At 70.5% G+C, this 23,439-nt stretch carries 23 protein-coding genes; 3 read left to right on the top strand and 20 right to left on the bottom strand.

Going from position 1 to position 23,439, the window contains the following annotated elements; genetic code table 11:
• Positions 1-112 precede the first annotated feature (112 nt).
• Positions 113-787, top strand: coding sequence for a glutathione S-transferase family protein (locus ACOYR3_RS04700; protein ID WP_422845322.1), 675 nt, complete (start codon positions 113-115; stop codon positions 785-787).
• A 26-nt stretch (positions 788-813) separates the two neighbouring features.
• Here ACOYR3_RS04700 and ACOYR3_RS04695 read toward each other — a convergent pair whose 3' ends face one another.
• The 4 genes from ACOYR3_RS04695 to ACOYR3_RS04680 all read right to left on the bottom strand — a co-directional run bounded on the left by ACOYR3_RS04695 (position 814) and on the right by ACOYR3_RS04680 (position 3,652).
• Positions 814-1,470 carry an HAD family hydrolase gene (locus ACOYR3_RS04695; RefSeq protein ID WP_422845321.1) on the bottom strand — a complete coding sequence of 219 codons (657 nt, stop codon included), beginning with the start codon at positions 1,468-1,470 and terminating at the stop codon, positions 814-816.
• A gap of 50 nt (positions 1,471-1,520) precedes the next feature.
• Positions 1,521-1,937, bottom strand: a complete 417-nt coding sequence (locus tag ACOYR3_RS04690) for a YchJ family protein (RefSeq protein ID WP_291484340.1) — start codon at positions 1,935-1,937, stop codon at positions 1,521-1,523.
• A 91-nt stretch (positions 1,938-2,028) separates the two neighbouring features.
• Positions 2,029-2,736 carry a DUF4197 domain-containing protein gene (locus ACOYR3_RS04685; RefSeq protein WP_422845320.1) on the bottom strand — a complete coding sequence of 236 codons (708 nt, stop codon included), beginning with the start codon at positions 2,734-2,736 and terminating at the stop codon, positions 2,029-2,031.
• 124 nt (positions 2,737-2,860) lie between these two features.
• Positions 2,861-3,652, bottom strand: coding sequence for an alpha/beta fold hydrolase (locus tag ACOYR3_RS04680; protein WP_422845319.1), 792 nt, complete (start codon positions 3,650-3,652; stop codon positions 2,861-2,863).
• Positions 3,653-3,809: 157 nt separating this feature from the next.
• Between ACOYR3_RS04680 and ACOYR3_RS04675 the strand changes: the two genes are divergently transcribed.
• Complete coding sequence (locus tag ACOYR3_RS04675; RefSeq protein WP_422845318.1) at positions 3,810-4,292, top strand: DUF421 domain-containing protein; 483 nt, start codon at positions 3,810-3,812, stop codon at positions 4,290-4,292.
• 24 nt (positions 4,293-4,316) lie between these two features.
• On the opposite strand, the gene ACOYR3_RS04670 is transcribed toward ACOYR3_RS04675, so the two are convergent.
• From ACOYR3_RS04670 to ACOYR3_RS04620, 11 genes are all read right to left on the bottom strand, one after another.
• The gene (locus ACOYR3_RS04670; RefSeq protein WP_422845317.1) at positions 4,317-5,612 is read right to left on the bottom strand and encodes an alanine racemase; all 1,296 of its coding nucleotides are present in this window, start codon (positions 5,610-5,612) and stop codon (positions 4,317-4,319) included.
• An 8-nt stretch (positions 5,613-5,620) separates the two neighbouring features.
• Complete coding sequence (locus ACOYR3_RS04665) at positions 5,621-7,069, bottom strand: D-arabinono-1,4-lactone oxidase (protein WP_422845316.1); 1,449 nt, start codon at positions 7,067-7,069, stop codon at positions 5,621-5,623.
• The gene (locus tag ACOYR3_RS04660; protein ID WP_422845315.1) at positions 7,070-7,417 is read right to left on the bottom strand and encodes a c-type cytochrome; all 348 of its coding nucleotides are present in this window, start codon (positions 7,415-7,417) and stop codon (positions 7,070-7,072) included.
• Positions 7,418-7,543: 126 nt separating this feature from the next.
• Positions 7,544-9,016, bottom strand: coding sequence for an aldehyde dehydrogenase family protein (locus tag ACOYR3_RS04655; protein ID WP_422845314.1), 1,473 nt, complete (start codon positions 9,014-9,016; stop codon positions 7,544-7,546).
• Positions 9,013-10,182, bottom strand: coding sequence for an MFS transporter (locus tag ACOYR3_RS04650; protein ID WP_422845313.1), 1,170 nt, complete (start codon positions 10,180-10,182; stop codon positions 9,013-9,015). The genes ACOYR3_RS04655 and ACOYR3_RS04650 overlap by 4 nt, the downstream gene beginning before the upstream one ends.
• Positions 10,183-10,216: 34 nt before the next feature.
• Positions 10,217-10,837 carry a hypothetical protein gene (locus ACOYR3_RS04645; RefSeq protein ID WP_422845312.1) on the bottom strand — a complete coding sequence of 207 codons (621 nt, stop codon included), beginning with the start codon at positions 10,835-10,837 and terminating at the stop codon, positions 10,217-10,219.
• A 128-nt stretch (positions 10,838-10,965) separates the two neighbouring features.
• A complete protein-coding gene (locus ACOYR3_RS04640; protein WP_422845311.1) occupies positions 10,966-12,468 on the bottom strand; it encodes an aspartate aminotransferase family protein in 1,503 nt (500 codons plus the stop codon).
• Positions 12,469-12,507: 39 nt separating this feature from the next.
• Positions 12,508-13,167, bottom strand: a complete 660-nt coding sequence (locus ACOYR3_RS04635) for a class II aldolase/adducin family protein (protein WP_422845310.1) — start codon at positions 13,165-13,167, stop codon at positions 12,508-12,510.
• Positions 13,164-14,762, bottom strand: coding sequence for a xylulokinase (locus ACOYR3_RS04630; RefSeq protein ID WP_422845309.1), 1,599 nt, complete (start codon positions 14,760-14,762; stop codon positions 13,164-13,166). Before ACOYR3_RS04630 ends, ACOYR3_RS04635 begins: the two co-directional genes overlap by 4 nt.
• 12 nt (positions 14,763-14,774) lie before the next feature.
• On the bottom strand, positions 14,775-15,656 hold the full coding sequence (locus ACOYR3_RS04625) for a TorF family putative porin (protein WP_422845308.1): 882 nt from the start codon (positions 15,654-15,656) through the stop codon (positions 14,775-14,777).
• A 65-nt stretch (positions 15,657-15,721) separates the two neighbouring features.
• Complete coding sequence (locus tag ACOYR3_RS04620; RefSeq protein WP_422845307.1) at positions 15,722-16,150, bottom strand: DUF2147 domain-containing protein; 429 nt, start codon at positions 16,148-16,150, stop codon at positions 15,722-15,724.
• A 126-nt stretch (positions 16,151-16,276) separates the two neighbouring features.
• Here ACOYR3_RS04620 and ACOYR3_RS04615 point away from each other — a divergent pair, with 126 nt between their 5' ends.
• Positions 16,277-16,987, top strand: coding sequence for a TetR/AcrR family transcriptional regulator (locus ACOYR3_RS04615; protein ID WP_422845306.1), 711 nt, complete (start codon positions 16,277-16,279; stop codon positions 16,985-16,987).
• A 311-nt stretch (positions 16,988-17,298) separates the two neighbouring features.
• On the opposite strand, the gene ACOYR3_RS04610 is transcribed toward ACOYR3_RS04615, so the two are convergent.
• From ACOYR3_RS04610 to aceK, 5 genes are all read right to left on the bottom strand, one after another.
• Complete coding sequence (locus ACOYR3_RS04610; RefSeq protein ID WP_422845305.1) at positions 17,299-18,429, bottom strand: acyl-CoA dehydrogenase family protein; 1,131 nt, start codon at positions 18,427-18,429, stop codon at positions 17,299-17,301.
• A 175-nt stretch (positions 18,430-18,604) separates the two neighbouring features.
• Positions 18,605-19,324: a carbonic anhydrase gene (locus ACOYR3_RS04605; protein ID WP_422845304.1), complete on the bottom strand. Its 720-nt coding sequence runs from the start codon at positions 19,322-19,324 to the stop codon at positions 18,605-18,607.
• A 225-nt stretch (positions 19,325-19,549) separates the two neighbouring features.
• The gene (locus ACOYR3_RS04600; protein ID WP_422845303.1) at positions 19,550-20,218 is read right to left on the bottom strand and encodes an SDR family oxidoreductase; all 669 of its coding nucleotides are present in this window, start codon (positions 20,216-20,218) and stop codon (positions 19,550-19,552) included.
• Positions 20,219-20,321: 103 nt separating this feature from the next.
• On the bottom strand, positions 20,322-21,515 hold the full coding sequence (locus ACOYR3_RS04595) for an acetyl-CoA C-acyltransferase (RefSeq protein ID WP_422845302.1): 1,194 nt from the start codon (positions 21,513-21,515) through the stop codon (positions 20,322-20,324).
• Positions 21,516-21,597: 82 nt separating this feature from the next.
• Positions 21,598-23,418: a bifunctional isocitrate dehydrogenase kinase/phosphatase gene (gene aceK / locus ACOYR3_RS04590; protein ID WP_422845301.1), complete on the bottom strand. Its 1,821-nt coding sequence runs from the start codon at positions 23,416-23,418 to the stop codon at positions 21,598-21,600.
• Between the last annotated feature and the right edge of the window lie 21 nt (positions 23,419-23,439).

Below are 23,439 nucleotides of genomic sequence, written 5' to 3'. Positions count from 1 at the left end.
TTTTTTCAAACGGCGGGCGCGCACTGAACAGATTACGAATCACTGATAGGAAACGCAATTCGTAAGACGAAATCGCAGCAATCCACACCGTGCCAGTAAGGCTCATCGGCCCATGCTCCACCTCCACCTCCACCACTGCATCAGCGCCCGCTCCTTCCGCCCCCTGTGGATACTCGAAGAGCTGCAACTGCCCTACCAGCTCCACATGCTGCCCTTCCCGCCGCGCGCCAAGGCGCGGTGGTTTCTGGACGAGAACCCGCTGGGCACGGTGCCGCTGCTGGTGCAAGGCGATGTGCGCATGACGGAATCCGCCGCCATGTGCCAGTACCTCGCGGCCACGCACCCCGGCGCAGGGCTGGACGTGGCGCCCACGCACCCGGCGTATGGCGCCTACCTGAACTGGCTGCACATGAGCGATGCGACGCTGACCTTTCCGCAGACACTGGTGCTGCGCTATGGGCGCTTTGAGCCTGCAGGGCGCCAGCAGCCGCAGGTGGTGGAGGATTACACGCGCTGGTTCCTGGCGCGGCTGCGGGCGGTGGAGGCCACCGTGGCGCACGGCGAGCATCTGTGCGCGGGGCGCTTCACGGCGGCGGATGTGGCGGTGGGGTATGCGCTGCTGCTGGCGCAGCACCTGGGGCTGGTGCCGCAGTTCGGGCCGGCCACGCAAGCCTATTGGCAGCGGCTGCAAGCGCGGCCGGGCTACCAGCGGGCGATGGCCGCGCAACTGCGGGCGGCGCAAGAGCAGGACGTGCCCACCACCCCGGCGCCCGACACGCAGCCCTGAAGGGATGCCCGGGCCCCCGCACGCACTCAGCAGCCCAGCAACGCCGGCAGCTCGGCCATGCTCGCAAAGACGTGGGCGGCACCGGCAGCGCGCAGGGCTTGTACGCTGTCGCCCAGGGGCGCATAGGCGAACACGGTGGCGCCGGCCGCCACGCCGGCCATCACGCCCGTAACGGTGTCTTCCACCACGGCGCAGCGCGGCGCTGGCGTCTGCAGTGCGGCGGCTGCGGCCAGGTACACGTCCGGCGCGGGCTTGGTGCGCGGCATCTCATGGCCGCTGAAGACGCGGCCGGCAAAGAACGGCGCCAGGCCCACCTTGGCCAGCTGCATCTCCACCTTGTAGCGGTCGGCGCCGGAGGCGCAGGCGATGCGCCCGCCGTGGTGGGCATGCACGCGTTCGATGGTGGGGTGGATGTGCTCGATGGCGGTGAGGCGCGCCTCCAGCTCGGCGTTGCGGCGTGCGTAGAAGTCGGCCATCCACGCATCGGTGAGCGGGCGGCCGGTGTGGGCCTCGATGCGGGCGGCTTCGCTGCGCACCGTCTTGCCGACAAAGAGGCGCATGCAGTCGTCAGCGGTCAGGGCCCAGCCGGCCTCTTCCAGCATGTCGCGCAGCACGCCGTTGGTAATGGGTTCGCTGTCGACCAGAACGCCGTCGCAGTCAAACAGGATTGCTTCAAATTTCATAGCTGCTCGCGCTTATCCAGCAAGCGCTGGAGGTCAATTTTATTAAAAAACTACGCACCCAGGTCGCCATCCACATAGAACCAGCGCCCGCCTTCGCGCACGAAGCGGCTGGTCTCTTGCAGGCGCACGGCGCGGCCGCCCACGCGGTAGCGTGCGACAAACGCCACCTCGGCCCGGTCGGGCCCGGTGCTGCGGTGGCTGCGCACGTCCAGGCCCAGCCACTTGGCGCCGGCGTCGAACTCCAGCGTGGCCGGCCGGGTGCTGGCGTGCCAGGTGGCCTGCAGGTAGTCGGCACGCTCGGCCACGAAGGCGGTGTAGCGCGAGCGCATGAGGCTTTCGGCGTCGGGCGCGGGGGTGGCGTCCCAGTGGTCCAGGTAGCGGCCGCAGCAGTCCGCGTAGGCCAGGGGTTTGTGGCGTGCATTGAGCCGGCCGCAGGGGCAGGCGCCGGTGGGTTCAGGGGATGCCATGGGGTGGAGCGGGCTGTATCAAGGGACGGGGTGGCGCCGCCGCCGGGGCGCCAGAGCGCACGGTGGCGCGGCGGCTCGAGGGGCGCGCCATCTACCGCAACGCGCCAAACACCTTGCGGGCAATGGCGCTGCCGGCGCCGGCCGGGTTCTGGCGGATGCGGCGCTCTTCCTCGCCGATCATGAAGTACAGGCCGTCCAGCGTCTTGCCGGTGACGTAGTGGCCCAGGTCGGCCTCTTCGGGGCGCAGCAGGCCAAAGCCGGCCGCCTTGCTGGCGAAGGTGTTGTACTTCTGCGCCAGGCCGACCTTCTCGATGGACTGGTTCACCACGGGCCGGAAGCGCTCGGACAGCGGGGTGCGCGTCTTGTCGGCAAAGAAGGAGGTCACGGAGGTGTTGCCGCCGGTGAGGATGTTCTTGGCGTCCGTCACCGTCATGGTCTGCACGGCGCGCACCAGCAGGTCCTTGCCCAGGGGCACTGCCGCTTCGGCGGCGCGGTTGATGGCGGTGACCAGCTCATCCACGCGCCGGCCCTGGCCCAGCGACTTCATGACCTTGGCGGCATCGTCCAGGGCGCCCGGCAGGCCGATGCGCACCTGCGGATTGCCCAGAAAGCCGTCGGGCCGCCCCAGCAGCGCCACGGCCGCCTGCGCCCCCTGGCCCAGCGCCGCCTTGACGCCACTGGCCGCGTCGGCATTGGAGAGGTCGCCCAGCGACAGCGCCAGCGCCCGCTGGTGGGTAAGCAGCAGCAGGGCGCCCAGCGAGAGGGCGGCGCTGGCCTGGTGGAACTGGCGACGCAGCATGGGGGGAGAGTCCTTGTGGTGAGGGTGGCGGGAGAACGGTCCAACAACTGAACCCGCGGGCGTGCCCGCTTGGAACCGCTGATTTTCGCCCACGCCAGCCAGGCCCTCCCCAAACCGGCAGGCCCTACGGCAGCGCGCGCAGGAATTCCGCCAGCGCGGCGTTGACGGGCTCGGGGTGCGTGAGGTTGCTGGCGTGCCCGCCGCCGGGGATCTCCACCATCCGCGCGTGGGGCAAGGCATCGGCCATGGCCTGCGCCCGCGACAGGTCGATGGCGTGGTCCAGCGTGCCATGCACCACCAGGGCAGGCACCGTGATCGCGCCCAGGCGGTCGCTGATGTCGTCGCGGCTACCCAGGGTGGTGAAGCACTGCACCAGGTTGGGCACGGTGAGCTGGCGCCACTTGGCCTGCCACGCCGGCGTGCCGGCCCAGCCGTCGCCCAGGATGGTGTGGGCCACCACGGCGGCAATCTCGTCCGACAGGCCGCCCTCCAGCCAGGCTTTCATCAGCGCCTCGTGGCCCACCATCTTGGCCGGGTCTTCCTGCAGGGCCTGGGTGTCGATGAGCACCAGCGCGCGCACGATCTCCGGATGGGTCAGCGCGCAGCGCAGCGACAGGTACCCGCCCTGCGACATGCCGGCCAGCACCGCCTGCCGGACGCCCAGGTGCGCCAGCAAGGCGGCCAGATCGTTGGCCGAGTCGTAGTAGCTGAAGGGTTCGCACCGCGCCGGATCGGCCGTCTGGCCGTGGCCGCGCTCGTCCCAGGCAATGCAGCGCCAGGAGCCGCGCAGGGCTTCGACCTGCGGCGCAAACATGCTGCTGTCCATGAGCAACCCGTGCGAAAAAACGATCACCGGGCCGTCGCCGCCGGTGTCTTCGTAGTACAGCTTCTGTTGGTTGACGTGCGCAAAAGGCATGCAGGGCTCCTTGCTGGAATGAAGCGGCCATCTTGCACGCCGGGCAACGCCAGGCGCAACCTGCACAACCCGCAACGGGGCGCCGCACAGTCGCCTTGGCGTCAACGGACGGCGCTGGGTACCATGGTGCTTGCAGCCCAACAGAAGGAGTCAGGCAATGTGGACAACAAGCGTGCCGTGGTGGGAGTTCATCCTGCGCGGCGTGGTGGTGTATGTGTTTCTGCTGGTCTTCTTGCGCCTGACGGGCAAGCGGCAGACGGGGCAGTTCGCGCCCTTCGACCTGGTGCTGCTGCTGATCCTGTCCAACGCCGTGCAGAACTCGATGAACGCGGGCGACAACTCGCTTGTCGGCGGCCTCATTTCGGCGTCGACACTCATCATGTGCCACATGGTGCTGGCCTGGCTCACCTTCCGCCACGCCTGGCTGGAGCGGCTGGTGGACGGCAGGCCGCAAGTGCTGGTGCAGCACGGGCAGCTGGACACCGCGCTCATGCGCAGCGAGCTGCTGTCCACCCGCGACCTGCAGGCCGCGCTGCGGGCCGGCGGCTGCCTGGACCTGCACGAGGTGGAGCGCGCGACCATCGAGACCAACGGCCAGATCACCGTGGTGCTGAAGCGGCGGGACAGCGCGGCGGGCTGAGCGCCCCCGCTCCCGCCGCCGGGCTCACCCCCGCGCCGGGAACACCGGCCATTGGCCCACGATGCGCCCGCCCTCGTACACGGCGATATCGCCCAGCTGCTGCAGCACGGCTTCGCTCTGCCGGGGGCGGAAGAACACCACGTCGTCCGGCTGCAGGGCCTGCGCGCCGGAGCCGACCAGCAGCTGCTGGTTGGACGACAGCCCCATGAGCATGCTGATGCCCAGGCCCGGCGGAGAGACGGGGTCGGCCAGCCAGTTGCCGCCGTGGATGAAATACGCCGTGCGCTCGTTGGCATCCCACGCGCGCGCCAGGCGGCCCAGGGCGCCCACGCCGTCGGGCGCCGCGAATGCGCCCACCTTGAGGACAGGCGTGGCGATCCACGCGGCGGGCTCCAGGTCGGCCAGCAGGGGCGTGTCGAAGTCCGAGGGCAGCACCATGGCGGAGCCCACCGCCACCTCGTTGGCCGCGCCGCTGCCGTCGTGCAGGCGGAAGGTGGGCGAGCCGGCGGTGTTGAAGGTCCACGGCCCGGACGGCGATGGCAGCGGGCTCGCGCGCAGCACATCCACAAAGCCCTGGTAGGCCGCCAGCGCGTCATGGTGCGCGCGGGCGCGCGCTCCGGCGATGTCAGGGATTTTCTGCGTGTGCGCGTCGTAGCCCATGAAGCCCGCGAAGCGCAGCAGCGGCTCCTGGTGCACCATCTGCAGCATGGCGCGCAGCGTGTCGGCGTCTGCCACGCCGCCGCGGTGCAGGCCCACGTCGATCTCGATATTGATGCGCATCGGCTGCCCCCGCCCGCGCGCAATCTCGCGGTACTGCGCCAGGCGCCGGGGCGTGTCCACCAGCCACTGCAGCTGGCGCGCCGGGTCAAAGCCGGAGGCTGGCGGCGCGGCCAGGAAGGCCGCGGCGGCGGCGGCTGGCAGCGGCTTGCCCAGCAGCACGTCCGTGTGGGGCCGCTCTTGGGCGATCAGGGCCAGATACGGCAGGCTGAACACCATCTGGCGGGTGCTGCCGGTGGCGGCGCCCACCTCGTCAAGCAGGCCCAGGCAGGGCAGGGATTTGTTCACCAGCCGCAGCGCGAGCGGGCGGCCCTGCACGTGCGCGCGCACCTTTGCCGCGTTGGCGCGCAGCCGCGCCCGGTCCACGACCAGCGTGGGCTGCAGGGCCAGGCCGGCAGCCTTCAACGCCTGGGCCATGGCGGCGAAGTCACCGGTGTGGGGCGCGCCCCGGTCGGCCGGGCGTGCGGCCAGCAGCACGGCGCCCGTGGCGGCGAGCGCACCAGCCGCCACCACGCGGCGACGGGTGAGTCCTTGACGCTTCATGGGGTCCCCTAGGCGATGCCAAACACCGACCGCAGGTGCGCATTGAGCATGCGGCCCTGCGGGTCGAACGACGCGCGCAGCGCCTGGAAGTCGCGCCAGCGCGGGTACAGCGGCGCCAGCGCGGCGGCCGTCAGCGGGTGCATCTTGCCCCAGTGCGGGCGGCCGCCGTGGGCCCGGCAAATGGTGGCGCCGATCTGCACGATGTAGTCGTACGCCTCGCCCGCCGCGGCGTGCAGGGCGATGGAACAGCTGTCGCGCCCATGGAACGGGCTGAGCCACGCCCCGTCGCCGCGCACCCAGCGGAACTCGATGGGGTAGAACGCTTCGTTGTGCTGATGGATGGCGTCGATCACCTGGCGCAGGCAGGCGATGCCGTTCTCCGCCGGCACATGCCACTCGGTCTCGTTGAAGCGCGACGCGCGCACGGTAGACAGCAGCCGGTGGGCGCGCTCGCGGGCTTCCTCGGTCTGCTGCGGGTCGATGAAGCGTTGCGCCGCCCAGGTGCGCAGTGCGGGAAACCGCCCCAGCCAGTCGCGCAGGCGTTGCAGGTCGGCCAGCATGGCATCTTCGGCCGAGCTGGGCAGCAGCAGGTCGTTGCCCTGGTACACCTCGTGGGCCACGCCGGCCGCATAGCCGGTGAAGGGCAGCACGAACATCTCGAAGTGGCGGTGCCTGGCGGCCAGGGCCGGTGCATCGCGCAGCAGGTCCTGCACGGGCTGCAGCCACACCTTGCGCTGCAGGTTGAATGCGGGCACCACGCGCAGCGTGAGCTGCGACACCACGCCCAGGCTGCCCAGCGAGACGCGGAGCGCCGCCAGCGCATCCGCGTCGCGCGGCCCGGCCAGCTCCACCACCTGCCCTGCGGGGGTGACCAGTCGCGCGCCCACCACGCCGTCGTGCACGGCGGGCAGCGCAGCGCCCGTGCCATGTGTGCCGGTGGCAATGGCGCCGGCGAGGGTCTGCGCGTCGATGTCCGGCAGGTTGGGCAGCGCCAGGCCTTCGGCGTCCAGCAGGCGCGCCAGGGCGCCCAGGCGCGTGCCCGCGTACACCGTGGCGGTCATCGCCGCCTTGTCGATGCGCACGATGCCGGACAGGCGGTCCAGCGACACCAGCGTGCCCGCGGTGGGCACCAGGGCCGAGAACGAGTGCCCCGCCCCCGCCACCCGCACCTCGCCGCTGGAGCGCGCCAGCAGCGCGGCCAGTTCGGCCTCATCGGCCGGCAGGGGGCGCGCCCGGGGCTGCGCGCGCTGCACGCCCGACCAGTTCTGCCAGGGCTGGGGTGGCGCGCCTGCGGCGGGCAGCCCGCCGCTGACTGCCGCAGGCCCGGCCTGCGCCCGGGCGCGGTCCGCCAGCAGCGGCTGGGCCAGCAGGCCCGCCACCACGGCGGAGGCGCTCGCGGCCAGGGCGCGGCGGCGGTTGAGCGGCGCGGGCGCCGAGGGGTGGATTGGCATGGTCATTCATTGCCCCTGGATCAGGAAGTGGATGAGCTGGCGCAGCTCGGTGTCGCTGCAGTCGGTGCACAGACCCATGGCGGGCATGGCGTTGAAACCCTCGCGCACATGGGCCAGCAAGGCCCCCTCGCCCTGCGCCGCGCGGCCTTTCCACGCCGGGGCAAACCCCACCAGCGGGGCGCCGCTGCGCACGCCATGGCACAGCAGGCACGAGCGCTCGTACTTGGCGGCCAGCTGCGCATCGCGCGGGCGCAGGGCTTCGGCCCGGCGCACGTCGGCATCCGTGGGCGGCGCAGGGTTGGGGCCGCAGCCCGCCAGCAGCGCCACCCAGCCCGCGCCACAGAGGGCGAGCACCCGGCCGCAGAGGCGCGTGCGCAACGCCGCCCACCGGCCACGACGGCCCGGCCCTCGCCAGGCGCGAGCCGGGGGAAATTTCGCTTCGGATGGCATTGGTGCGTCTCCTGGTTCCCGGGCTGGCCGTCACACCCAGCGCAAGGCATTCACCAAGGCCGTGCTGAGCCGGTGCCGCAGCGCGGTGTAGGGCGCAAAGAACAGTCGCACCACCGTGAACGGCCCCGCGGCCAGGCAGGCGCGCTCGTGCGAAAACGCCTTGAAGCCATAGACCCCGTGCGCGTTGCCAATGCCCGAATGGTTGACCCCGCCAAACGGCAGCCCGCCGTGGGCGTACTGCTGCACGCAGTGGTTCAGGCAGAGGCCGCCCGAGCTGGTCTGCGCCGTGACCAGCGCCTGGGTGGGCCGGTGGCGGCTGAAGAGGTACAGCGCCAGCGGCTTGGGCTGCGCGTTGATGCGGCCGATCACGTCCTGCAGCGCGTCATACGGCTCGATGGGCAGCACGGGGCCAAAAATCTCTTCGCCGCTGATGCGGGCGTCGCCCGGCACATTGCCCAGCAGCGTGGGCGCCACGTAGCGCTGTGCGGCGTCGTGCCCGCCGCCTGCCAGCAGCGTGGCGCCGCGCGCCAGGGCATCGTCGATCAGGCCACCCACACGCTCGGCATGGCGGCGGGTGACCATGCGCGCCAGGTCGGGGCTGGCCTGCACGGCCGCATCGGTGCGGCCGTAGCGCGCGGCCAGGGTCTCCTGGCACAGCTGCACAAAGCGGGCGTGCACGCTGCGGTGCACGTACACGTGGTCGGGCGCCACGCAGGTCTGGCCGGCGTTGGTGAACTTGCCCCACAGCACCAGCTCGGCCGCGCGGCGCAGGTCTGCCGATGCGTCCACGATCACGGGCGACTTGCCGCCCAGCTCCAGCGTGACGGAAGCGAGGTGCTGCGCGGCCGCGCCCATCACCACCTTGCCCACCGCGGGCGAGCCGGTGAAGAACACGTGGTCGAACGGCAGCGCGAGCAGGTGCTGGGCCGTGGCCACGCCGCCGTGCACCAGCGCGACCTCGGCGGAATCGAACAGCGCCGCCACCAGCTCGGCCACCACGGCGTTGACGTGGGGCGTGAACTCCGAGGGCTTGAGGATCACCGCATTGCCCGCCGCAATGGCGGACACCAGCGGGCCCAGCAAGGTGTTCACCGGGTAGTTCCAGGGCCCGATGATGAGGCAGCGCCCCCGGGGCTGGTAGAGCACCCGGGCGCGCGTGCCCAGCGTGGTGAGCGTGGGCCGCACGCGGCGGGGCCGCATCCAGCGCGCCAGGTGGGCGATGGCGTGGCGCGCCTCGTCCGCCACGGGCAGCAGCTCGGTCAGCTCCACCTCCAGCGGGGGCTTGCGCAGGTCGGCGGCGAAGGCCTGGTACAGCGCCTCGCGGCGCTCCAACAGGCCGTCGCGCAGCCGCCGCAGCTTGGCCGCGCGCTCGCGGGCGGTGGAGCTGCGCAGGGCCAGGGCGGTGAGCGCCTGGCGGTCAAACAGGTGCTGCAGCAGCTGCGGGTCCGTGTCGCCAGTGGGGTCCATGGGGGCTTTCGGTGGCGTGGCGGGTGGGCTGGTCACGGCAGGGCTCCGGCGGGAGCTGTGGCACGCGGTGCGCGGCCCAGCAGCGCCAGCACCGCGGCGGCCAGGGCAAAGCCCGCGCTGAGCAGCGGCACCGCGCTGGCGTTGTCACCCTCCACGATGAACGACGCCATGAGCGGCCCGAACGCGCTGCCCAGCAACTGCGCGGCGGGCACCAGGCCGGCCAGGCGGCCGCTGGGGTCGGCGCGAAAGGCCAGCCCGATGTGGAACGGCAGCATGAAGAGCCATACAAAGCCGAACAGCAGGCAGGCCAGCGCAAAGTCACGCGTGTGGCCGGCAGGCAGCTGGTGCACGGTGGCGGTGACGCCCGCCAGCGCCAGGGAGCAGGCCACGAGCGTGGGGACCACGGGCAGGCGGCGCACGGCCAGCGTCGCCACGCTGCCGGCCACCACCTGCGTGGCCAGCACGGCGGCAATCAGGGTTTGCGCGCCGCGCCCATCAAACCCTGCGGCCTTGCCCAAGGGCTCCAGGTAGGCCCAGAAGGCGCCCAGCGTGGCCAGCTGCAGGAAGGCCACGGCCAGCGGCTGCAGCGTGCGCGCCGACCAGCGGAAGCCCGATACCGCGGGCGGCGCCAGGGGTACCAGGCGCGCCGGCTGCGCGAAGGCCAGCAGGCAGCACGACAGCGCCAGCGCGGCCAGTGCCGCAAAGCCGCCCTGCCACCCCCAGCGCGGGATGACGGCGTGGGCCAGCACCAGGCCCAGCAGGGCTTGCGCCAGGGTCTGCAGCACAAAGAAGATGCCGCCCACGCGCGCCGGGTTGGCCGTGCGCACGATGACGCCCGTGGTGCCCCACACCAGCACACCCTCCGCCAGCCCTGCGGCAGCGCGCACCGCCGTCATGGCGCCGTCGCCCGTGGCCCGCAGGGTCAGCGCGTCCAGGCCCCCGGCGGCCAGCGCGGCGGCGATGGTGATCCAGCGCAGCTGGCCCACGGGCAGCAGGGCATCGCCCAGCACCACGCCCAGGCCCAGCAGGATGATCTCGGCCATGGCCACGATGCCCACGCCCTCCAGGCTGACCTGGTGCGCGTCCACCAGCTCGCCCAGCACGATGGGCTGCACGCCCACCATGAGCACGGCGATGGTGCCGATGGCCAGCGCGGCGACCACCTGAAAGGCCGGGAGGGGCGTGTTGTCGTGCGCGGTCATGGAGCCTCCTGTTGCTTTTTTCGGATGTTGGGGGTCAGTAGCCCTTGCTTTCCTCGGGCAGCAAGCCCTGCTGAAAGCGTGCTGCGGCGCGCTGCTGGTCCTTGGCCAGGCGCCGGTTGGCCACCCAGCGCACGATCCACGGCAAGGGCCGCACGCGCCCGCCGCCGGCCACTGCCAGCACGTAGGCCTTGGCGCATTTTTCAAACAGTTCGGCGTTGAGCGCAAGCCGTAGCGCCGTCGTGCCCAGGCAGACGGGCCGCCCCGCCACCAGCGCCACGTTGCCCCGCCCGTGCAGGGCCGGCGAAGCACCGGCTGCCGGGTGCATGGGCCCCAGGTGGCGCGCCTGCTCGTCAAACACCTGGGGCATGGCGCCGCCAAAGTCCGCCAGGCACGGGCCGAACGCCCCGCCGCCCACGGCCACGGCGCCCGCGTCGGCGCGCTGCGCGTAGGCCTGGCGGTGCACCGCGGCCTGCGGCAGCGGCGTGTGCAGGGGCACGCGCTGCGGCTGCTCGTCCGCGACCAAGCCGAACCACATGGCATCGCTGCCGGGGATGCGCAGCGACAGGCTGGAGCCCTCGCCCTGCAGCAGGTGCCTGGCCTGCAGGCGGTCGCGCAGCGCGGACCACTCCTGGCGCAGTGGGTCTTCGGTGTTCATGGGGTGATGCCTCCTGCGAATCCGTGTTCGATCATTCACGCCCGTTCGGGCTGAGCTTGTCGAAGCCTTGCGCAGCGCTTCGACAAGCTCAGCGTGAACGGTTGGTGCATGGAAGAAAACAGCACGCGTCACACCAGCTTGAAGACGTCTTCAAAACGGTTCAGCGCATCGTCGATCACCGCGTCGGTGTCGGCCAGGCTGGTGTAGATGCGGCTGCCAGCCAGGGTGATGAGGCCGTGGGCGGTGTAGGCCGCGCCCATCTCTTCCATCATGTGCTTGCGGCGCTTGGCCTCGTCCTTGGCCTTGAACAGCTTCCAGAGGCTGCCGGTGTCCAGCAGCAGCACGCCCGAGGTCTGCAGGTGCACGATGGAGCCCATGTTGTAGGTCACATAGGGCAGGCCCAGGCGGTTGATGATGCCGTCGAGCCCCTGGCGCAGCCGGTCGCCGGCGCGCCCGGCCACGCCGGCCGCGTCGGTGCGCTGCGCCTCCAGCAGCGCGTAGTAGCCGGCCACGCACGACAGCGGGTTGGCCGACAGCGTGCCGCCCACGAAGGCGCGCTTGGCGGTGGTGCCGATGCCGCCCACCAGCATCATCATGATGTCGCGGCGCCCGCCGATGGCCCCGGCCATGGGGTAGCCGCCCGTGAGGCATTTGCCCAGCACGGTGAGGTCGGGCGTGACGCCGAAGTAGGCCTGCGCGCCGCCCATGCCGATGCGAAAGCCCGTGACCACCTCGTCAAAGATCAGCAGCGCGCCAAACTCATCGCACAGTGCCCGCACCTGCCGGTTGTAGTCGGGGTGCACGGGGCGCGTGCCGCTCTCGGGGCCCAGGGGTTCCAGCAGCACGGCTGCGGTGCCGCCGCGCAGGCGGTTCCAGCGCAGCTGGCTGCGCAGGGCATCCAGGTCGTTGGGGTTGCACTCCTGCGTGTTGCCGGTGGCGCCGTGCGGGATACCCACGGCCTCCATGCGGCCGGTCTTGGGCAGGCGCATGCCGTAGACCAGCTGGTCGCTCCAGCCGTGGTAGGCGCCACCCACCTTGATGATGCGCTTCTTGCCCGTGTAGGCGCGCGCCAGGCGCACCGCGCCCATCACGGCCTCGGTGCCCGAGCCCAGCAGGCGCACCATGTCCACGCCGGGCATGCTCTGGCACACCAGCTCGGCGAGCTTGACCTCGTACTCGTGCAGCAGGCCGGTGACGGGGCCGCACGAATCCAGCACCTCGTTCACCTTCTGCCGCACCGCCGGATGGTTGGAGCCCAGCAGCGTGGGGCCGCCCGCCTGCAGGAAGTCGATGTAGCGGTTGCCGTCCACGTCGGTCATGTGGGCGCCATCGGCCTGGGCGATGGCCAGCGGGAACGGGTGGTTGAAGGCCAGGTTGTGCTGCACGCCGCCGGGGATCACGGCCTTGGCGCGCTCGGACAGGCGCCGGGAGCCCTGGCAGCGCTCGTCGAAGTAGCGCATCACCTGCGGCATCTTGTCGGCGCGGATGGGGCGCATGGGCTGCTTCACCAGCTCGGCAAAGCGGCGGTACAGAGTGTCCACGTCGGGCCAGGCGGAGATGGCGGGGCGCGGAGCCAAGGCACTGGGTGTGGCGGCCGATGCGGCGGTGTGGAAGGGGGCGAGATTGCTCATGGTGGACGGGTGCGAAGGTGAAAGGGAGAAGAAGGCCGGTCAGGCCGCCAGCGCATCGGCCACGCGGCGCAGCGCGGCCTGGCGGGCGGGCTCGCGCCGGGCGCGCTCGGACAGGGCCTGCAAGAGCTGGCCGCGGCACAGCGCCTCCAGGTCTTCCACGGCCTGCACGGCGGCCCCGGTGGTGGGGCCGCAGCACAGCACGCCGTGGTTGCGCATCAGGTAGGCATGGGTGTCCGCCCGCAGCGCGCGCGCCAGCCTGGACGACAGCCAGCCGCTGCCCGAAGGCGCGTAGCCCACCACCGGGATGGAGGGCCCCAGCGTCGCCTGCAGCGGCCCCGGCGGCACGGCCAGCGGCAGCCCCAGCAACGCACAGGCGCTGGCCACGGGCTGGTGGGTGTGGATGCTGGCCTGCACATCGGGGCGGGCGCGCAGCACCTTGGCGTGCAGGCCGCTTTCCACCGAGGGGGCGCGCTCACCCGCGACCTGCTGCAGGTCGGACAGGCGCAGCACGCAGATGTCGTCGGCCACCATGGTGAGGTAGTCGGTGGCCGAAGGCGTGACGGCGATGTGCGCGGCGTCGATGCGCAGCGCGATGTTGCCGCCGGTGCCCGAGAAATGGCCGCGGCGCGACAGCTCCACGCACAGTGCGACGGCGCTCTGGCGGATGCTCAGCGTGGCGGGGGTGTGCTGGCGGCTCATGCGGCGGCTCCTTGCGCGCGGTCTGGGGCGTTGATGCGGTGGTACAGCGGCGCCAGCCGGGTGCGCACTTCCTTGAAGGTCTCGAACTGGTCGCCGTACAGGCGGCGCAGCGCGCGGCTGGGCTCGTAGACGGCGCGGGTGCGCCGCCGGTGGGCCAGGTCGGCAAAGGTGCAGGCGCCCAGGCCCACCCCGGCAATGAAGGTGGCGCCGATGGCGTTGGTCTGGATGGGGTTCTCCAGCTGCCGCACGGGCTGGCCCGTGACGTCGGCCATGATCTGGCACCACACGTCCGACTGGGCGCCGCCGCCCACGGCATTGATGGCGCCGGCGTCGCGGCCCAGCAGGCGCGCAAAGGGCTCCAGCATCCAGCGGGTGTTGAGCGCCACGCCCTCCAGGAAGGCGCGGAAGATGTCCTCGCGCGTGTGCTCCAGCGACAGGTTGAGCAGGCCGGCGCGCAGGCGCGGGTCGTCCACCGGCGTGCGCTCGCCCAGCAGCCAAGGCGTGTAGATCAGCCCCCGGGCGCCCGGCGGCACCCGGGCGGCGATGCGGTTGAGCACCTCGTAGACGGCGGGATGCTCCTCGTCGCTGGCCAGCTCGTCGGGGTGGTAGAGGATGCGGTCGCGCAGGAACGAGAGGTTGGCCCCGGCCGTGGACTGCAGCGCCATGGCCAGGTAGCGGCCATCGACGGCGCTGGGGATGGCGGCGATCTTGTGGCGCACGTCGGTCTTCATGAAGGGCACATGCGCGCCCAGCCAGGAGGAGGTGCCCAGGTACAGGTGGGTCTCGAAATCGGCCACCGCCGCGCCCACGGCCACGGCCGAGGTGTCCACCGCGCCCGCGACCACCACGGTGTGCGGGCTGAGCCCCAACGCCTGCGCCACCGGCGGCAGCAGCGGGCCCAGCACGTCGGTGGAGTGCACGATGTCGGGCAGCTTGGCGGCATCCAGGCCCAGCAGGCGGATGAGGCCCGCGTCGTAGCGCACGCGGTGGGGGTTGCGGTTGTCGGTGATCCACGAGGTGACGGCGGAGTCCTGCGTGGCGCAGAAGCGGCCGGACAGCCGCAGGTTCAGGTAGTCGAGCACGTTGAGGAACTTGTGCGTGCGCGCATAGCGCGCAGGCTCCTCGTCATGCAGGTAGGCCATGTGCCCGGCCGAGTCGCGCCCCGACAGCGACGGTGCCCCGCCGGTCAGCCGCAGCCAGCGCCAGAGCCTGAGCGGTGCATAGCCCTCGATGTTCAGCGACCTGCCGCGCACCCGCCGCGCGATGGCGGCTGCGCCGCGGGCGTCCAGCCACGTCAGGGCGTTGCCGAGGGCCTGGCCGTCGCGGTCCACGCACACGGTGCCCTCGGTCTGGGAGGAACAGCACACCGCCGCCACGCGGCGGCGCAGCGCGGCGTCCGCCCCCAGGATTTCCCCGGCGCTGTGGAGGAAGGCGTCCCACCACGCCTGCGGAGATTGCTCGGCCAGCGCGCCCTGCACGTGCAGGGGCACCGGGCGGAAGGCCCAGGCGTGCACGCTGCCGTCCAGCGCGACCAGGGCGCATTTGCAACCCGAGGTGCCCAGGTCCACCGCCAGCACCAGCTGCGTTTCGTCCATCAACCAGTCCTGTCAGAAGCTGCGCGAGACCGAGAGGACCACGCGGCTGTTGTCCATCGCACGGGGGCGGGTGCCGTCCATGGCGATGTACAGCTCGCGCACCCGGGTGCGGGTGGTCATCCATTCGGCGGTCCAGTTGAAGCCCCAGCGCTTGTGCGTGATGCCGATGGCGTAGTCCGAGAAGTTCGCTTCCTTGAAGTGGGCGATGCGCTGGTAGCCCGCGTGCAGGTTGAGCGTGGTGGTCGGGTTGAGCGGGTGCTTGTAGCCCAGGTCGAACAGCCAGCTGCCGCGCGAGTTGTGGTCGCCCCGGGCATAGCATTCCAGCGCCGGGGTGGGGTCCGCCATCAGCGACAGCATGGCGCCGCAGACCCCGCCGGTGCTGATGCCGCGGTAGGTCTTGGAGATCACGTTCATCACGCGGGCCTCCAGGTTGCCATAGCCGATCTCGGCCACGGCAAACGCGCTGTTGTAGCGGGTGCTGCGCAAGTCCGTGGGCTCACCCGTCTCCATGTTGAAGCCGTAGGGCGCCTGGAACTTGGCGCCGGGAAACATTTCAGCGGCCAGGCCCAGGCCGTAGTGCCAGCCGTCCGGGTCTCCGAACCGGTAGCCGCCGCCCAGCGTGACGCCTACGCCCGCGCCTTCGGGAAACTGCTTGCGGCTCACGGTGGCGAACTCGGCCAGGCCGACCCAGCCGCTTTCGTGGGCGAGCTGCACGCTGAGCTTGGCCCCCGGGCCCCGCAGCGAGTCCGACACGCCGCGGCTGCGCTGGTCGGTGGTGAGCTTCACATCGGTGGTGACCGCGTAGCTGGCGGTTTCCTGCGCGGACGCCGGCAGGGCCACGCTGGCGCAAAGGGCCACGGCAAGCGCGGCGGACGGGACACGGATCAGGCTCATGGGAGGCTCCTTGGTGGGGTGGACGGAGGAAAACGCAACGGTCTGGAAAGCGGCTGCAGGACGGGTCAGGAGCCGGGCGCGCACGACGGTGCCGCCGGCACGGCCGCCACGCGCTGGAGCTGCTCGGTCTGCCCCAGGACCTCCACCCCCACGAAGGCGCGGATGCGCAGCTCGTCCCCCTTGGCGCGCACGGCGCCCTTGTATTTCTTCTGGTCGCGCGGGTCGAACACCCAGCCATCGCGCCAGGCATCCCCGGCATAGCGGGACAGTTGGGCGATGCGCACGTTGCAGGTGCTGGGGGGCGTGCCGGCGTCCTTGTCCCACACGATGGTTCCGCACAGCGCGGCCGGCGCGTCATCGCAGGCGGCGAAGCGGATCACCGCGTCGCGCTCGGCGGTCATCCACAGGCCGTGGGCATCGTCGGGCCCGGCCGCGCGGGCCGTGGCTCCCAGAAGGCAGCCCGCCAGGGCCAGCCAGCAGATCGAAGTCTTCATCGCGCGCTCCTTTCTTGAGCCAGAGCAAAACCATTTGGGTAGTGATAACTAGTATATAGTTATGACTACTGTTTGCGTAAACTGCGGATACTGGGACAATCCCTGATATCCCGGACGCTCCTCCTGATGCCCGCCACCCGCCACCACCCGCCTTCTCTCGCCACCAAGAAACAGCCTGCGCAGCAGCGCGCCGCAGAGACGTATGAACGCATCCTGGAGGTGACGGCCCTGACGCTGGCCGATGTGGGCATCGAGCGGCTGTCGACCAACCTGGTGTGCGAACGCGCGGGGCTGACGCCGCCCGCGCTTTACCGCTACTTCCCCAACAAGTACGCCCTGCTGTCCGAGCTGGGCAAGCGCCTGATGCAGGCGCAGAACGCGCGCGTGGACCGCTGGATCACGCTAGACGCGCTGGCAGGGGGCGTGGAGAGCCTGGAGCGCGCCGTGGAGGGGCTGATCCTCGACACCTACGAAGCCACGGTGCAGACCGTGGGCGGGGTGTGGATCATGCGGGCGCTGCGCGCGGTGCCCGCGTTGCAGGAAGTGCGCCTGGCCTCGCATGCCACCGTCACGCAGGAGCAGGCGCGCCTGCTGTCCCAGGCGCTGCCGGAGGCGGACGCAGCCGAACTGCAGCTGGTCAGCCGCATCGTGGTGGAGCTGATCTATGCCACCGTCGAGATGATCTTCGACGAGCCGCTGGATGTGAATGCGGTGGCCCGCACCGTGGCGGGCATGGTGGCCAGCCACCTCACCAAGGTGCAGCCCCCCGCCGGCCGTGGGCCCGCGCCCCGCAACAAGCCGGCCAAGCCGCGGGCGGCCCGGCGCAGCGCCGACTGACGGACGCTGGCGGGCGATGGCAGGCACTTTCGGGCGCCTGGCCCGCCCTTGCCGCCTTGTTGGCGGCCTGGCCTTGAAGGGACTTCAAGCCAAATCGCCTGATTAGCGACCTACCTCAGACGCTTTCTCTTCCCCACCTGTTCGGGCTGAGCCTGTCGAAGCCTTGCACGCGCGCTGCAAGCCCTGGCTTCGACAGGCTCAGCCCGAACGGATGGAGTGGTATCTGAGACATGCAAAGAATCAAGCAAAATCGGCCTCTAGCGCTTATCCAGCAAGCGCTAGCAGCTATTTTTTCAATAGCAACTGGCAGCTCACGCCAGCGCGCGCTGGATGAGGATTTTTTGCACGTCGCTGGTGCCCTCGTAGATCTGGCACACGCGCACGTCGCGGTAGATGCGCTCCACCGGGAAGTCGTTCACCACGCCGTAGCCGCCCAGGGTCTGGATGGCGGCGCTGCACACGCGCTCGGCCATCTCGCTGGCAAACAGCTTGGCCATGGCGGCCTCCTTCAGGCAGGGGCGGCCCGCATCGCGCAGCGCCGCGGCGTGCCAGATGAGCTGGCGCGCGGCCTCGATCTGCGTGGCGCACTCGGCCAGGCGAAAGCCCACGGCCTGGTGGTTGAAGATGGCGGTGCCAAAGCTCTCGCGCTCTTTGGCGTACTGCACGGCGAAGTCGAACGCGCTGCGCGCCATGCCCACGCTTTGCGCCGCGATGCCGATGCGCCCGCCTTCGAGCGCACCGAGGGCGATCTTGTAGCCCTCGCCTTCCGCGCCGATCAGGTTTTCGGCGGGGATGCGGCAGTTGTCAAAGTTGATCTGCGCGGTGTCGCTGCTGTGCTGGCCGAGCTTGTCTTCGAGCCGAGCGACCACGTAGCCGGGCGTGCTGGTGGGCACCAGGAAGGCGCTCATGCCCTTCTTGCCCGCGCCCTTGTCGGTGACGGCGATGACGATGGCCACGTGGCCGTTCTTGCCGCTGGTGATGAACTGCTTGACACCGTTGATCACGTACTCATCGCCCTGCTTCACGGCCGTGGTGCGCAGCGCAGACGCATCGGACCCCACGTGCGGCTCGGTCAGGCAGAAGGCGCCCAGCATCTCCCCGCGCGCCAGGGGCGTGAGCCAGTCGCGCTGTTGCTGCGCGTTGCCGTAGCGCATGAGGATGGCGTTGACGGGGCAGTTGGTCACGCTGATGGCGGTGCTGGTGCCGCCGTCGCCGGCGGCGATTTCCTCCAGCACCAGCGCCAGCGTGACGTAGTCGAGCTGGGCACCGCCCAGCTCCTCGGGCACGCAGATGCCGTAGGCGCCCAGGGCGGCCAGGCCCTGGTGGGCGTCTTGGGGAAAGTGGTGCTCCTTGTCCCAGCGGGCGGCGTTGGGCCACAGCTCGGTCTGTGCGAAATCGCGCACCGCGTCGCGGATCATTTCCTGGTCTTGGGTCAGCAGCATGTTGTCTCCTTTTTTTGGAATGGTCGTGCCGGGCGGTGTGCCGAACCACCTGCCCGCAAGCCAACATGCGATTTTGCCCGCGCTGGCGCCGGATCTCTCCCCGGCATCGCAGCCTACGTGCTCTTGCGTACCCGCGCGGCAGCACCGTGGCGGCCGCGCGGCAGCATCAGCACCGCTACACCAGCGAGACCTTCCCGCTCGCCAGGTCGTACACCCCGCCGACCGCGCGCACGGCGCCGCTGCCCATGCGCCCGGCCAGGATCGGCTCGGCCGTGGTCAGCCGGGCAACGTTGAGGCGCACGTTCTGCTCAGTGGCCGCCGTCAGCAAGTTGGCGGGCTGGCGGCGCGATGCGGCCTCGACGGCGGGACGGATGGCGTTGACCAGGCCCGGCAGGTGGCCGGGCAGCTGCGTGCCCTCCTGCACCACCTTGATGGCGGCCGACACGGCGCCGCAGTTGCTGTGGCCCAGCACCAGGATGAGGGGCACCTCCAGAAACTGGATCGCGTATTCCATGCTGGCCAGTGCGTCGTCGTTGACGAAGTTGCCCGCCAGCCGCACCACGAACAGGTCGCCCGGCCCCTGGTCAAACGCCAGCTCGGGCGCGATGCGCGAATCCGCGCAGCTCAGGATGGCCGCAAACGGCTTCTGGCCGGTGGTGCGGGCCACGCGCCCGACCGAAAAGTCGCGCTGCGTGGACCGGCCCGCCACGTAGCGTGCGTTGCCCTGCACCAGCCGCGCCAGTGCGGCATCGGGGCCGATGCGGTTGTCGGGCAGAGGGGTGTCGGCGGCCAGCACGCGCGCGCTGGAAGCAAGGGCCGCCAAGGCGGCGGCTCCGCCCAGCAGGCGGCGGCGGGACGGCGCAGGCGCCGCGGGGGTAGCAAGACAGTCACACATTGGAAGGCTCCCGGTGGGTTGAAAGGCAGGCACGGCGCTCTCTCCTTCGCCAAGCCGCGCGCGCCCCACCTCGGCGACTGGGGAGCCCGCGCAGCGCCATTCTGGGAGCGCAGGCCCCGGGTCGCAAGTCCAAATGTTGCACGCATCGGGGCGTGCGGCCACGCCTCTCGCATCCAGCCAGCCCGGGAACACGGCTGGCGGTGGCCGTGGCGGGGAGCTACCCGGCTACCAATGCGCGGCCCGGCTGCCGTCGTGGTGCAGCAGGCGGCCCTTGTCGGCCGGCGTGAGGCCTGCCACGGTGTTGCGCAGGCCCCGCACGCTGTCGGCCACCGTCAGCGGGGCGCCGCCGCCGCCCATGTCGGTCTGCACCCAGCCCGGGTCGATGGTGACCAGCGTGGCGCCGGGGTAGCTGTGCTGCGCGGCGGCCACCGCCATGTTCAGCGCCGCCTTGCTGGTGCGGTACAGCCAGGCATCGCTGCCTGGCACGCTGCCGATCTGCGACATGGACGAGGACAGGAACGCAAACACGCCGCCCGCATCGGCCACCAGGGGCGCCACCTGCGGAATGGCCTGCATGGCCCCGAGCACGTTCGTGTGCATGACGGCGTCGAAGTCCTGCTGCGTGGGCGGGGTGCGGGCGTCGGGCCGGCGGATCACGCCCGCCACGTACCAGGCGGTGTCGATCTTCTCGCCGTCCAGCTGCCAGGCCAGGCCGCTCACGCTGGCCGGGTTGGCCACGTCCACCGTCAGCACCTCGGCGCCCAGGGCCTGCACGCGCGCACGGCCGGCCTCGTCGCGCACGGTGGCGATCACGCGGCAGCCGGCCTCGGTGGACTGGCGCACCAGCTCCAGGCCAATGCCGCGCGAGGCGCCCAGGATGAGTACGGTGTTCATGGTTTCATGCAAAAAAGGCTTCTAGCGCTTATGCAACAAGCGCCAGCAGCTATCATTTCAATAGCGCAAGCGGCGCAACGCGTCGCACCGCCGACGCACGGGTTCACACCAGTTCCAGCGCCACGGCCGTGGCCTCGCCGCCGCCGATGCACAGCGTGGCCAGGCCCTTGGTCAGGCCCCGCGCCTTCAGCGCGTACATCAGCGTGACCATGATGCGCGCGCCGCTGGCGCCGATGGGGTGGCCCAGCGCGCAGGCGCCGCCATTCACATTGACCTTGTCGTGCGGCAGGTCCAGTTCCTTCATGAGCGCCATGGGCACCACGGCGAAGGCTTCGTTGACCTCCCACAGCTGCACGTCGCCCACCTGCCAGCCGGCCTTGGCCAGCGCCTTTTGCGTGGCGCCCAGCGGCGCGGTGGCGAACCACTCGGGCTCCTGCGCGTGGGTGGCGTGGCTCACGATGCGCGCCAGGGGCTTGCAGCCGAGCTTTTTGGCGGTGGACTCGCGCATCAGCACCAGCGCGGCGGCGCCGTCGTTGATGCTGGAGCTGGACGCGGCGGTGATGGTGCCGTCCTTCTTGAACGCGGGCTTGAGGGTGGCGATCTTTTCGAGCTTGACCTTGCCAGGGCCTTCGTCCACCGACACCACGGTTTCGCCCGTGCGGGTCTTGACGGTGACGGGCACGATCTCGGCCGCAAACGCGCCGGACTCGGTGGCGGCCTTGGCGCGCTGCACGCTGGCGGTGGCAAAGGCGTCCTGCTGCGCGCGCGTGAAGCTGTACTTGGCGGCGCAGTCTTCGCCAAACGTGCCCATGCTGCGGCCGGGCTCGTAGGCGTCTTCCAGGCCATCCAGCATCATGTGGTCGAAGATGCGGTCATGGCCCAGGCGGTAGCCGCCGCGGCCTTTCTGCAGCAGGTACGGGGCGTTGGTCATGCTCTCCATGCCGCCGGCCACCATCACGTCGTGCGTGCCGGCCAGCAGCATGTCGTGCGCCATCATGGCGGCCTTCATGCCGGAGCCGCACATCTTGCTGAGCGTCACCGCGCCCGCCTCCTTGGGCAGGCCGCCCTTGAACGCGGCCTGGCGCGCGGGCGCCTGGCCCTGGCCCGCCATCAGGCAGTTGCCGAACAGCACTTCGCCCACGGCGCTGGGCGACACGCCCGCGCGCTCGATGGCGGCCCGGATGGCGGCGCCACCCAGGTCGTGCGCCGCCAGGCTGGAGAAGTCGCCCTGCAGCGAGCCCATGGGCGTGCGCGCGGCGCCGACGATGACAACGGGGTCTTGAACGGTGGTGGACATGGGAGGTCTCCTCAAAAGGTTTGGGAACAAAGGTTGAGAAACGAACGCGCGCAGCGGGGGCGGCGCGAGAGGGCTTGGGCGCCTACCCGCTGCCCACGGCATGGGGCGCGGCCGCGTGCTCGAAGCGCCGGTCGGCGTCGTAGGGAAACACGTCAAACAGATGGCCGGCCTGGATGCGCTCCTTGTGCGTCTGCCAGAAGCCGGGGTCCAGCAGGTCGGCGTGGTGGCGCAGGAACACCTCCCGCACGGCATCGTTGCCCAGCAGGAAGGGGCCGAAGGTCTCCGGAAACACGTCGTGCGGGCCCACGCTGTACCAGACCTCGCCGCTCATCTCTTCCTCCTCGTTGCGCGGCGCGGGCACGCGGCGGAAGTTGCAGTCGGTGAGGTACTCGATCTCGTCGTAGTCGTAGAACACGACCTTGCCGTTGCGGGTGATGCCGAAGTTCTTCCACAGCATGTCGCCCGGGAAGATGTTGGCCGCCACCAGGTCCTTGATGGCGTTGCCGTATTCGATGACGCTGTGCTCCATCTGCTGGCGCGCGCGCGGGTCCGACAGGCCGGTGTCGAAGGCCTCCTGCAGGTAGATGTTCAGCGGGATCATGCGGCGCTCGATGTACAGGTGCTTGATGATCACTTCGGTCTGGCCGTCGCCGTCGCGGTCGCTGATCTCCAGCTGGCTGGGCGCGAACTTCTCGATTTCGGCTATCAGCGCGTCGTCAAAGCGCTCGCGGGGAAACGCCACCTCGCTGTACTCCAGCGTGTCGGCCATGCGGCCCACGCGGTCGTGCTGCTTGACCAGCAGGTACTTGGCCTTGATCTGCTCGCGCGTGGTTTCCTTCTGCAGCGGAAAGTAGTCCTTGATGAGCTTGAAGACGAAAGGAAAGCTCGGCAGGTCGAACACCAGCATCACCATGCCCTTGATGCCGGGCGCAATGCGGAACTGGTCGGTGGAGTGCCTGAGGTGGTAGAGGAAGTCGCGGTAGAACAGCGTCTTGCCCTGCTTGGCCAGGCCCAGGGCGTTGTAGATCTCGGCACGCGGCTTGCGGGGCATGAGGCTGCGCAGGAACTGCACGTAGGCGCTGGGGATCTCCATGTCCACCATGAAGTAGGCGCGGGCAAAGCTGAAGAGCACCTGCAGGTCGTCCTCGCCGAACAGCGCCGCGTCGATCAGCAGCTTGCCGTCCTGCCCGTGCAGGATGGGCAGGGCAAACGGTATCTCGGTGAAGCCGTTGATGATCTTGCCCACCAGGTACGCGCCCTTGTTGCGGAAGAACAGGCTGGTGAGCACCTGGATCTGGAAGTTGGCCCGCAGCCGCACCTTGTCCAGCCGCGCCCGCATGGCCGCCCCCACCAGGGCGCTGTCGCGGGCCAGGTCGGAGAATTCGCGCTGGAGTTCGCAGTGCTCGACCATCTGCCGCAGCGTCTGCGCCAGGTTGTCGCGCGACGGGTAGTAGGCGCGGTAGGTGGGCCGGGCCGCGGGCTCGTCGTTCTCGATGTACTCCGTGCTCACGGCCGGGCGCACGAAGATGAAGTCGTTGTGGAAGTGCGTGCGGTGCAGGATCTTGGTCGTCACCGAGTTGAAGAACGTCTCGGCCAGCTCGGGCTGGTAGTGGTTCACCAGCAGGCCGATGTAGTGCAGCTTCACCTGGTGCCACACCTCCATGGGCTGCGAGCCCGCGCCAAACTCCTTCTCCAGCCGGCGCACGCACTCTTTTACGCGCAGGTCATAGAACTCGATGCGCTCGCGCTGCGCGCGCTGCTGGCCGGCCCAGTCGGCGGTTTCAAAGCGGTGCTTGGCCCGCGCCGACTCCGTGCGGAACAGGCGGTAGTGGCGGTTGAACCCGTCCATCATGGCCTTGGCAATGCCGTAGGCCTGGGGCGCGTCAAGCCGTGGCGGGAACATGGCGGGCTCTCAACCGTCGCA

This window comes from Acidovorax sp. M2(2025) (assembly GCF_049330835.1).
Taxonomy (GTDB): Bacteria; Pseudomonadota; Gammaproteobacteria; order Burkholderiales; family Burkholderiaceae_C; genus Acidovorax.
Note: the sequence above shows the minus strand (reverse complement) of the source record. Positions and strands in the feature narration are given on the sequence as shown.

Excerpts from the sequence above, each read along its gene's own strand:
- ACOYR3_RS04700 (WP_422845322.1), top strand. The coding sequence starts at position 113 with ATGCTCCACCTCCACCTCCACCACTGCATCAGCGCCCGCTCCTTCCGC.
- ACOYR3_RS04695 (WP_422845321.1), bottom strand. The coding sequence starts at position 1,470 with ATGAAATTTGAAGCAATCCTGTTTGACTGCGACGGCGTTCTGGTCGAC.
- ACOYR3_RS04690 (WP_291484340.1), bottom strand. The coding sequence starts at position 1,937 with ATGGCATCCCCTGAACCCACCGGCGCCTGCCCCTGCGGCCGGCTCAAT.
- ACOYR3_RS04685 (WP_422845320.1), bottom strand. The coding sequence starts at position 2,736 with ATGCTGCGTCGCCAGTTCCACCAGGCCAGCGCCGCCCTCTCGCTGGGC.
- ACOYR3_RS04680 (WP_422845319.1), bottom strand. The coding sequence starts at position 3,652 with ATGCCTTTTGCGCACGTCAACCAACAGAAGCTGTACTACGAAGACACC.
- ACOYR3_RS04675 (WP_422845318.1), top strand. The coding sequence starts at position 3,810 with ATGTGGACAACAAGCGTGCCGTGGTGGGAGTTCATCCTGCGCGGCGTG.
- ACOYR3_RS04670 (WP_422845317.1), bottom strand. The coding sequence starts at position 5,612 with ATGAAGCGTCAAGGACTCACCCGTCGCCGCGTGGTGGCGGCTGGTGCG.
- ACOYR3_RS04665 (WP_422845316.1), bottom strand. The coding sequence starts at position 7,069 with ATGACCATGCCAATCCACCCCTCGGCGCCCGCGCCGCTCAACCGCCGC.
- ACOYR3_RS04650 (WP_422845313.1), bottom strand. The coding sequence starts at position 10,182 with ATGACCGCGCACGACAACACGCCCCTCCCGGCCTTTCAGGTGGTCGCC.
- ACOYR3_RS04645 (WP_422845312.1), bottom strand. The coding sequence starts at position 10,837 with ATGAACACCGAAGACCCACTGCGCCAGGAGTGGTCCGCGCTGCGCGAC.
- ACOYR3_RS04640 (WP_422845311.1), bottom strand. The coding sequence starts at position 12,468 with ATGAGCAATCTCGCCCCCTTCCACACCGCCGCATCGGCCGCCACACCC.
- ACOYR3_RS04635 (WP_422845310.1), bottom strand. The coding sequence starts at position 13,167 with ATGAGCCGCCAGCACACCCCCGCCACGCTGAGCATCCGCCAGAGCGCC.
- ACOYR3_RS04630 (WP_422845309.1), bottom strand. The coding sequence starts at position 14,762 with ATGGACGAAACGCAGCTGGTGCTGGCGGTGGACCTGGGCACCTCGGGT.
- ACOYR3_RS04625 (WP_422845308.1), bottom strand. The coding sequence starts at position 15,656 with ATGAGCCTGATCCGTGTCCCGTCCGCCGCGCTTGCCGTGGCCCTTTGC.
- ACOYR3_RS04620 (WP_422845307.1), bottom strand. The coding sequence starts at position 16,150 with ATGAAGACTTCGATCTGCTGGCTGGCCCTGGCGGGCTGCCTTCTGGGA.
- ACOYR3_RS04615 (WP_422845306.1), top strand. The coding sequence starts at position 16,277 with ATGCCCGCCACCCGCCACCACCCGCCTTCTCTCGCCACCAAGAAACAG.
- ACOYR3_RS04610 (WP_422845305.1), bottom strand. The coding sequence starts at position 18,429 with ATGCTGCTGACCCAAGACCAGGAAATGATCCGCGACGCGGTGCGCGAT.
- ACOYR3_RS04605 (WP_422845304.1), bottom strand. The coding sequence starts at position 19,324 with ATGTGTGACTGTCTTGCTACCCCCGCGGCGCCTGCGCCGTCCCGCCGC.
- ACOYR3_RS04600 (WP_422845303.1), bottom strand. The coding sequence starts at position 20,218 with ATGAACACCGTACTCATCCTGGGCGCCTCGCGCGGCATTGGCCTGGAG.
- ACOYR3_RS04595 (WP_422845302.1), bottom strand. The coding sequence starts at position 21,515 with ATGTCCACCACCGTTCAAGACCCCGTTGTCATCGTCGGCGCCGCGCGC.
- aceK (WP_422845301.1), bottom strand. The coding sequence starts at position 23,418 with ATGTTCCCGCCACGGCTTGACGCGCCCCAGGCCTACGGCATTGCCAAG.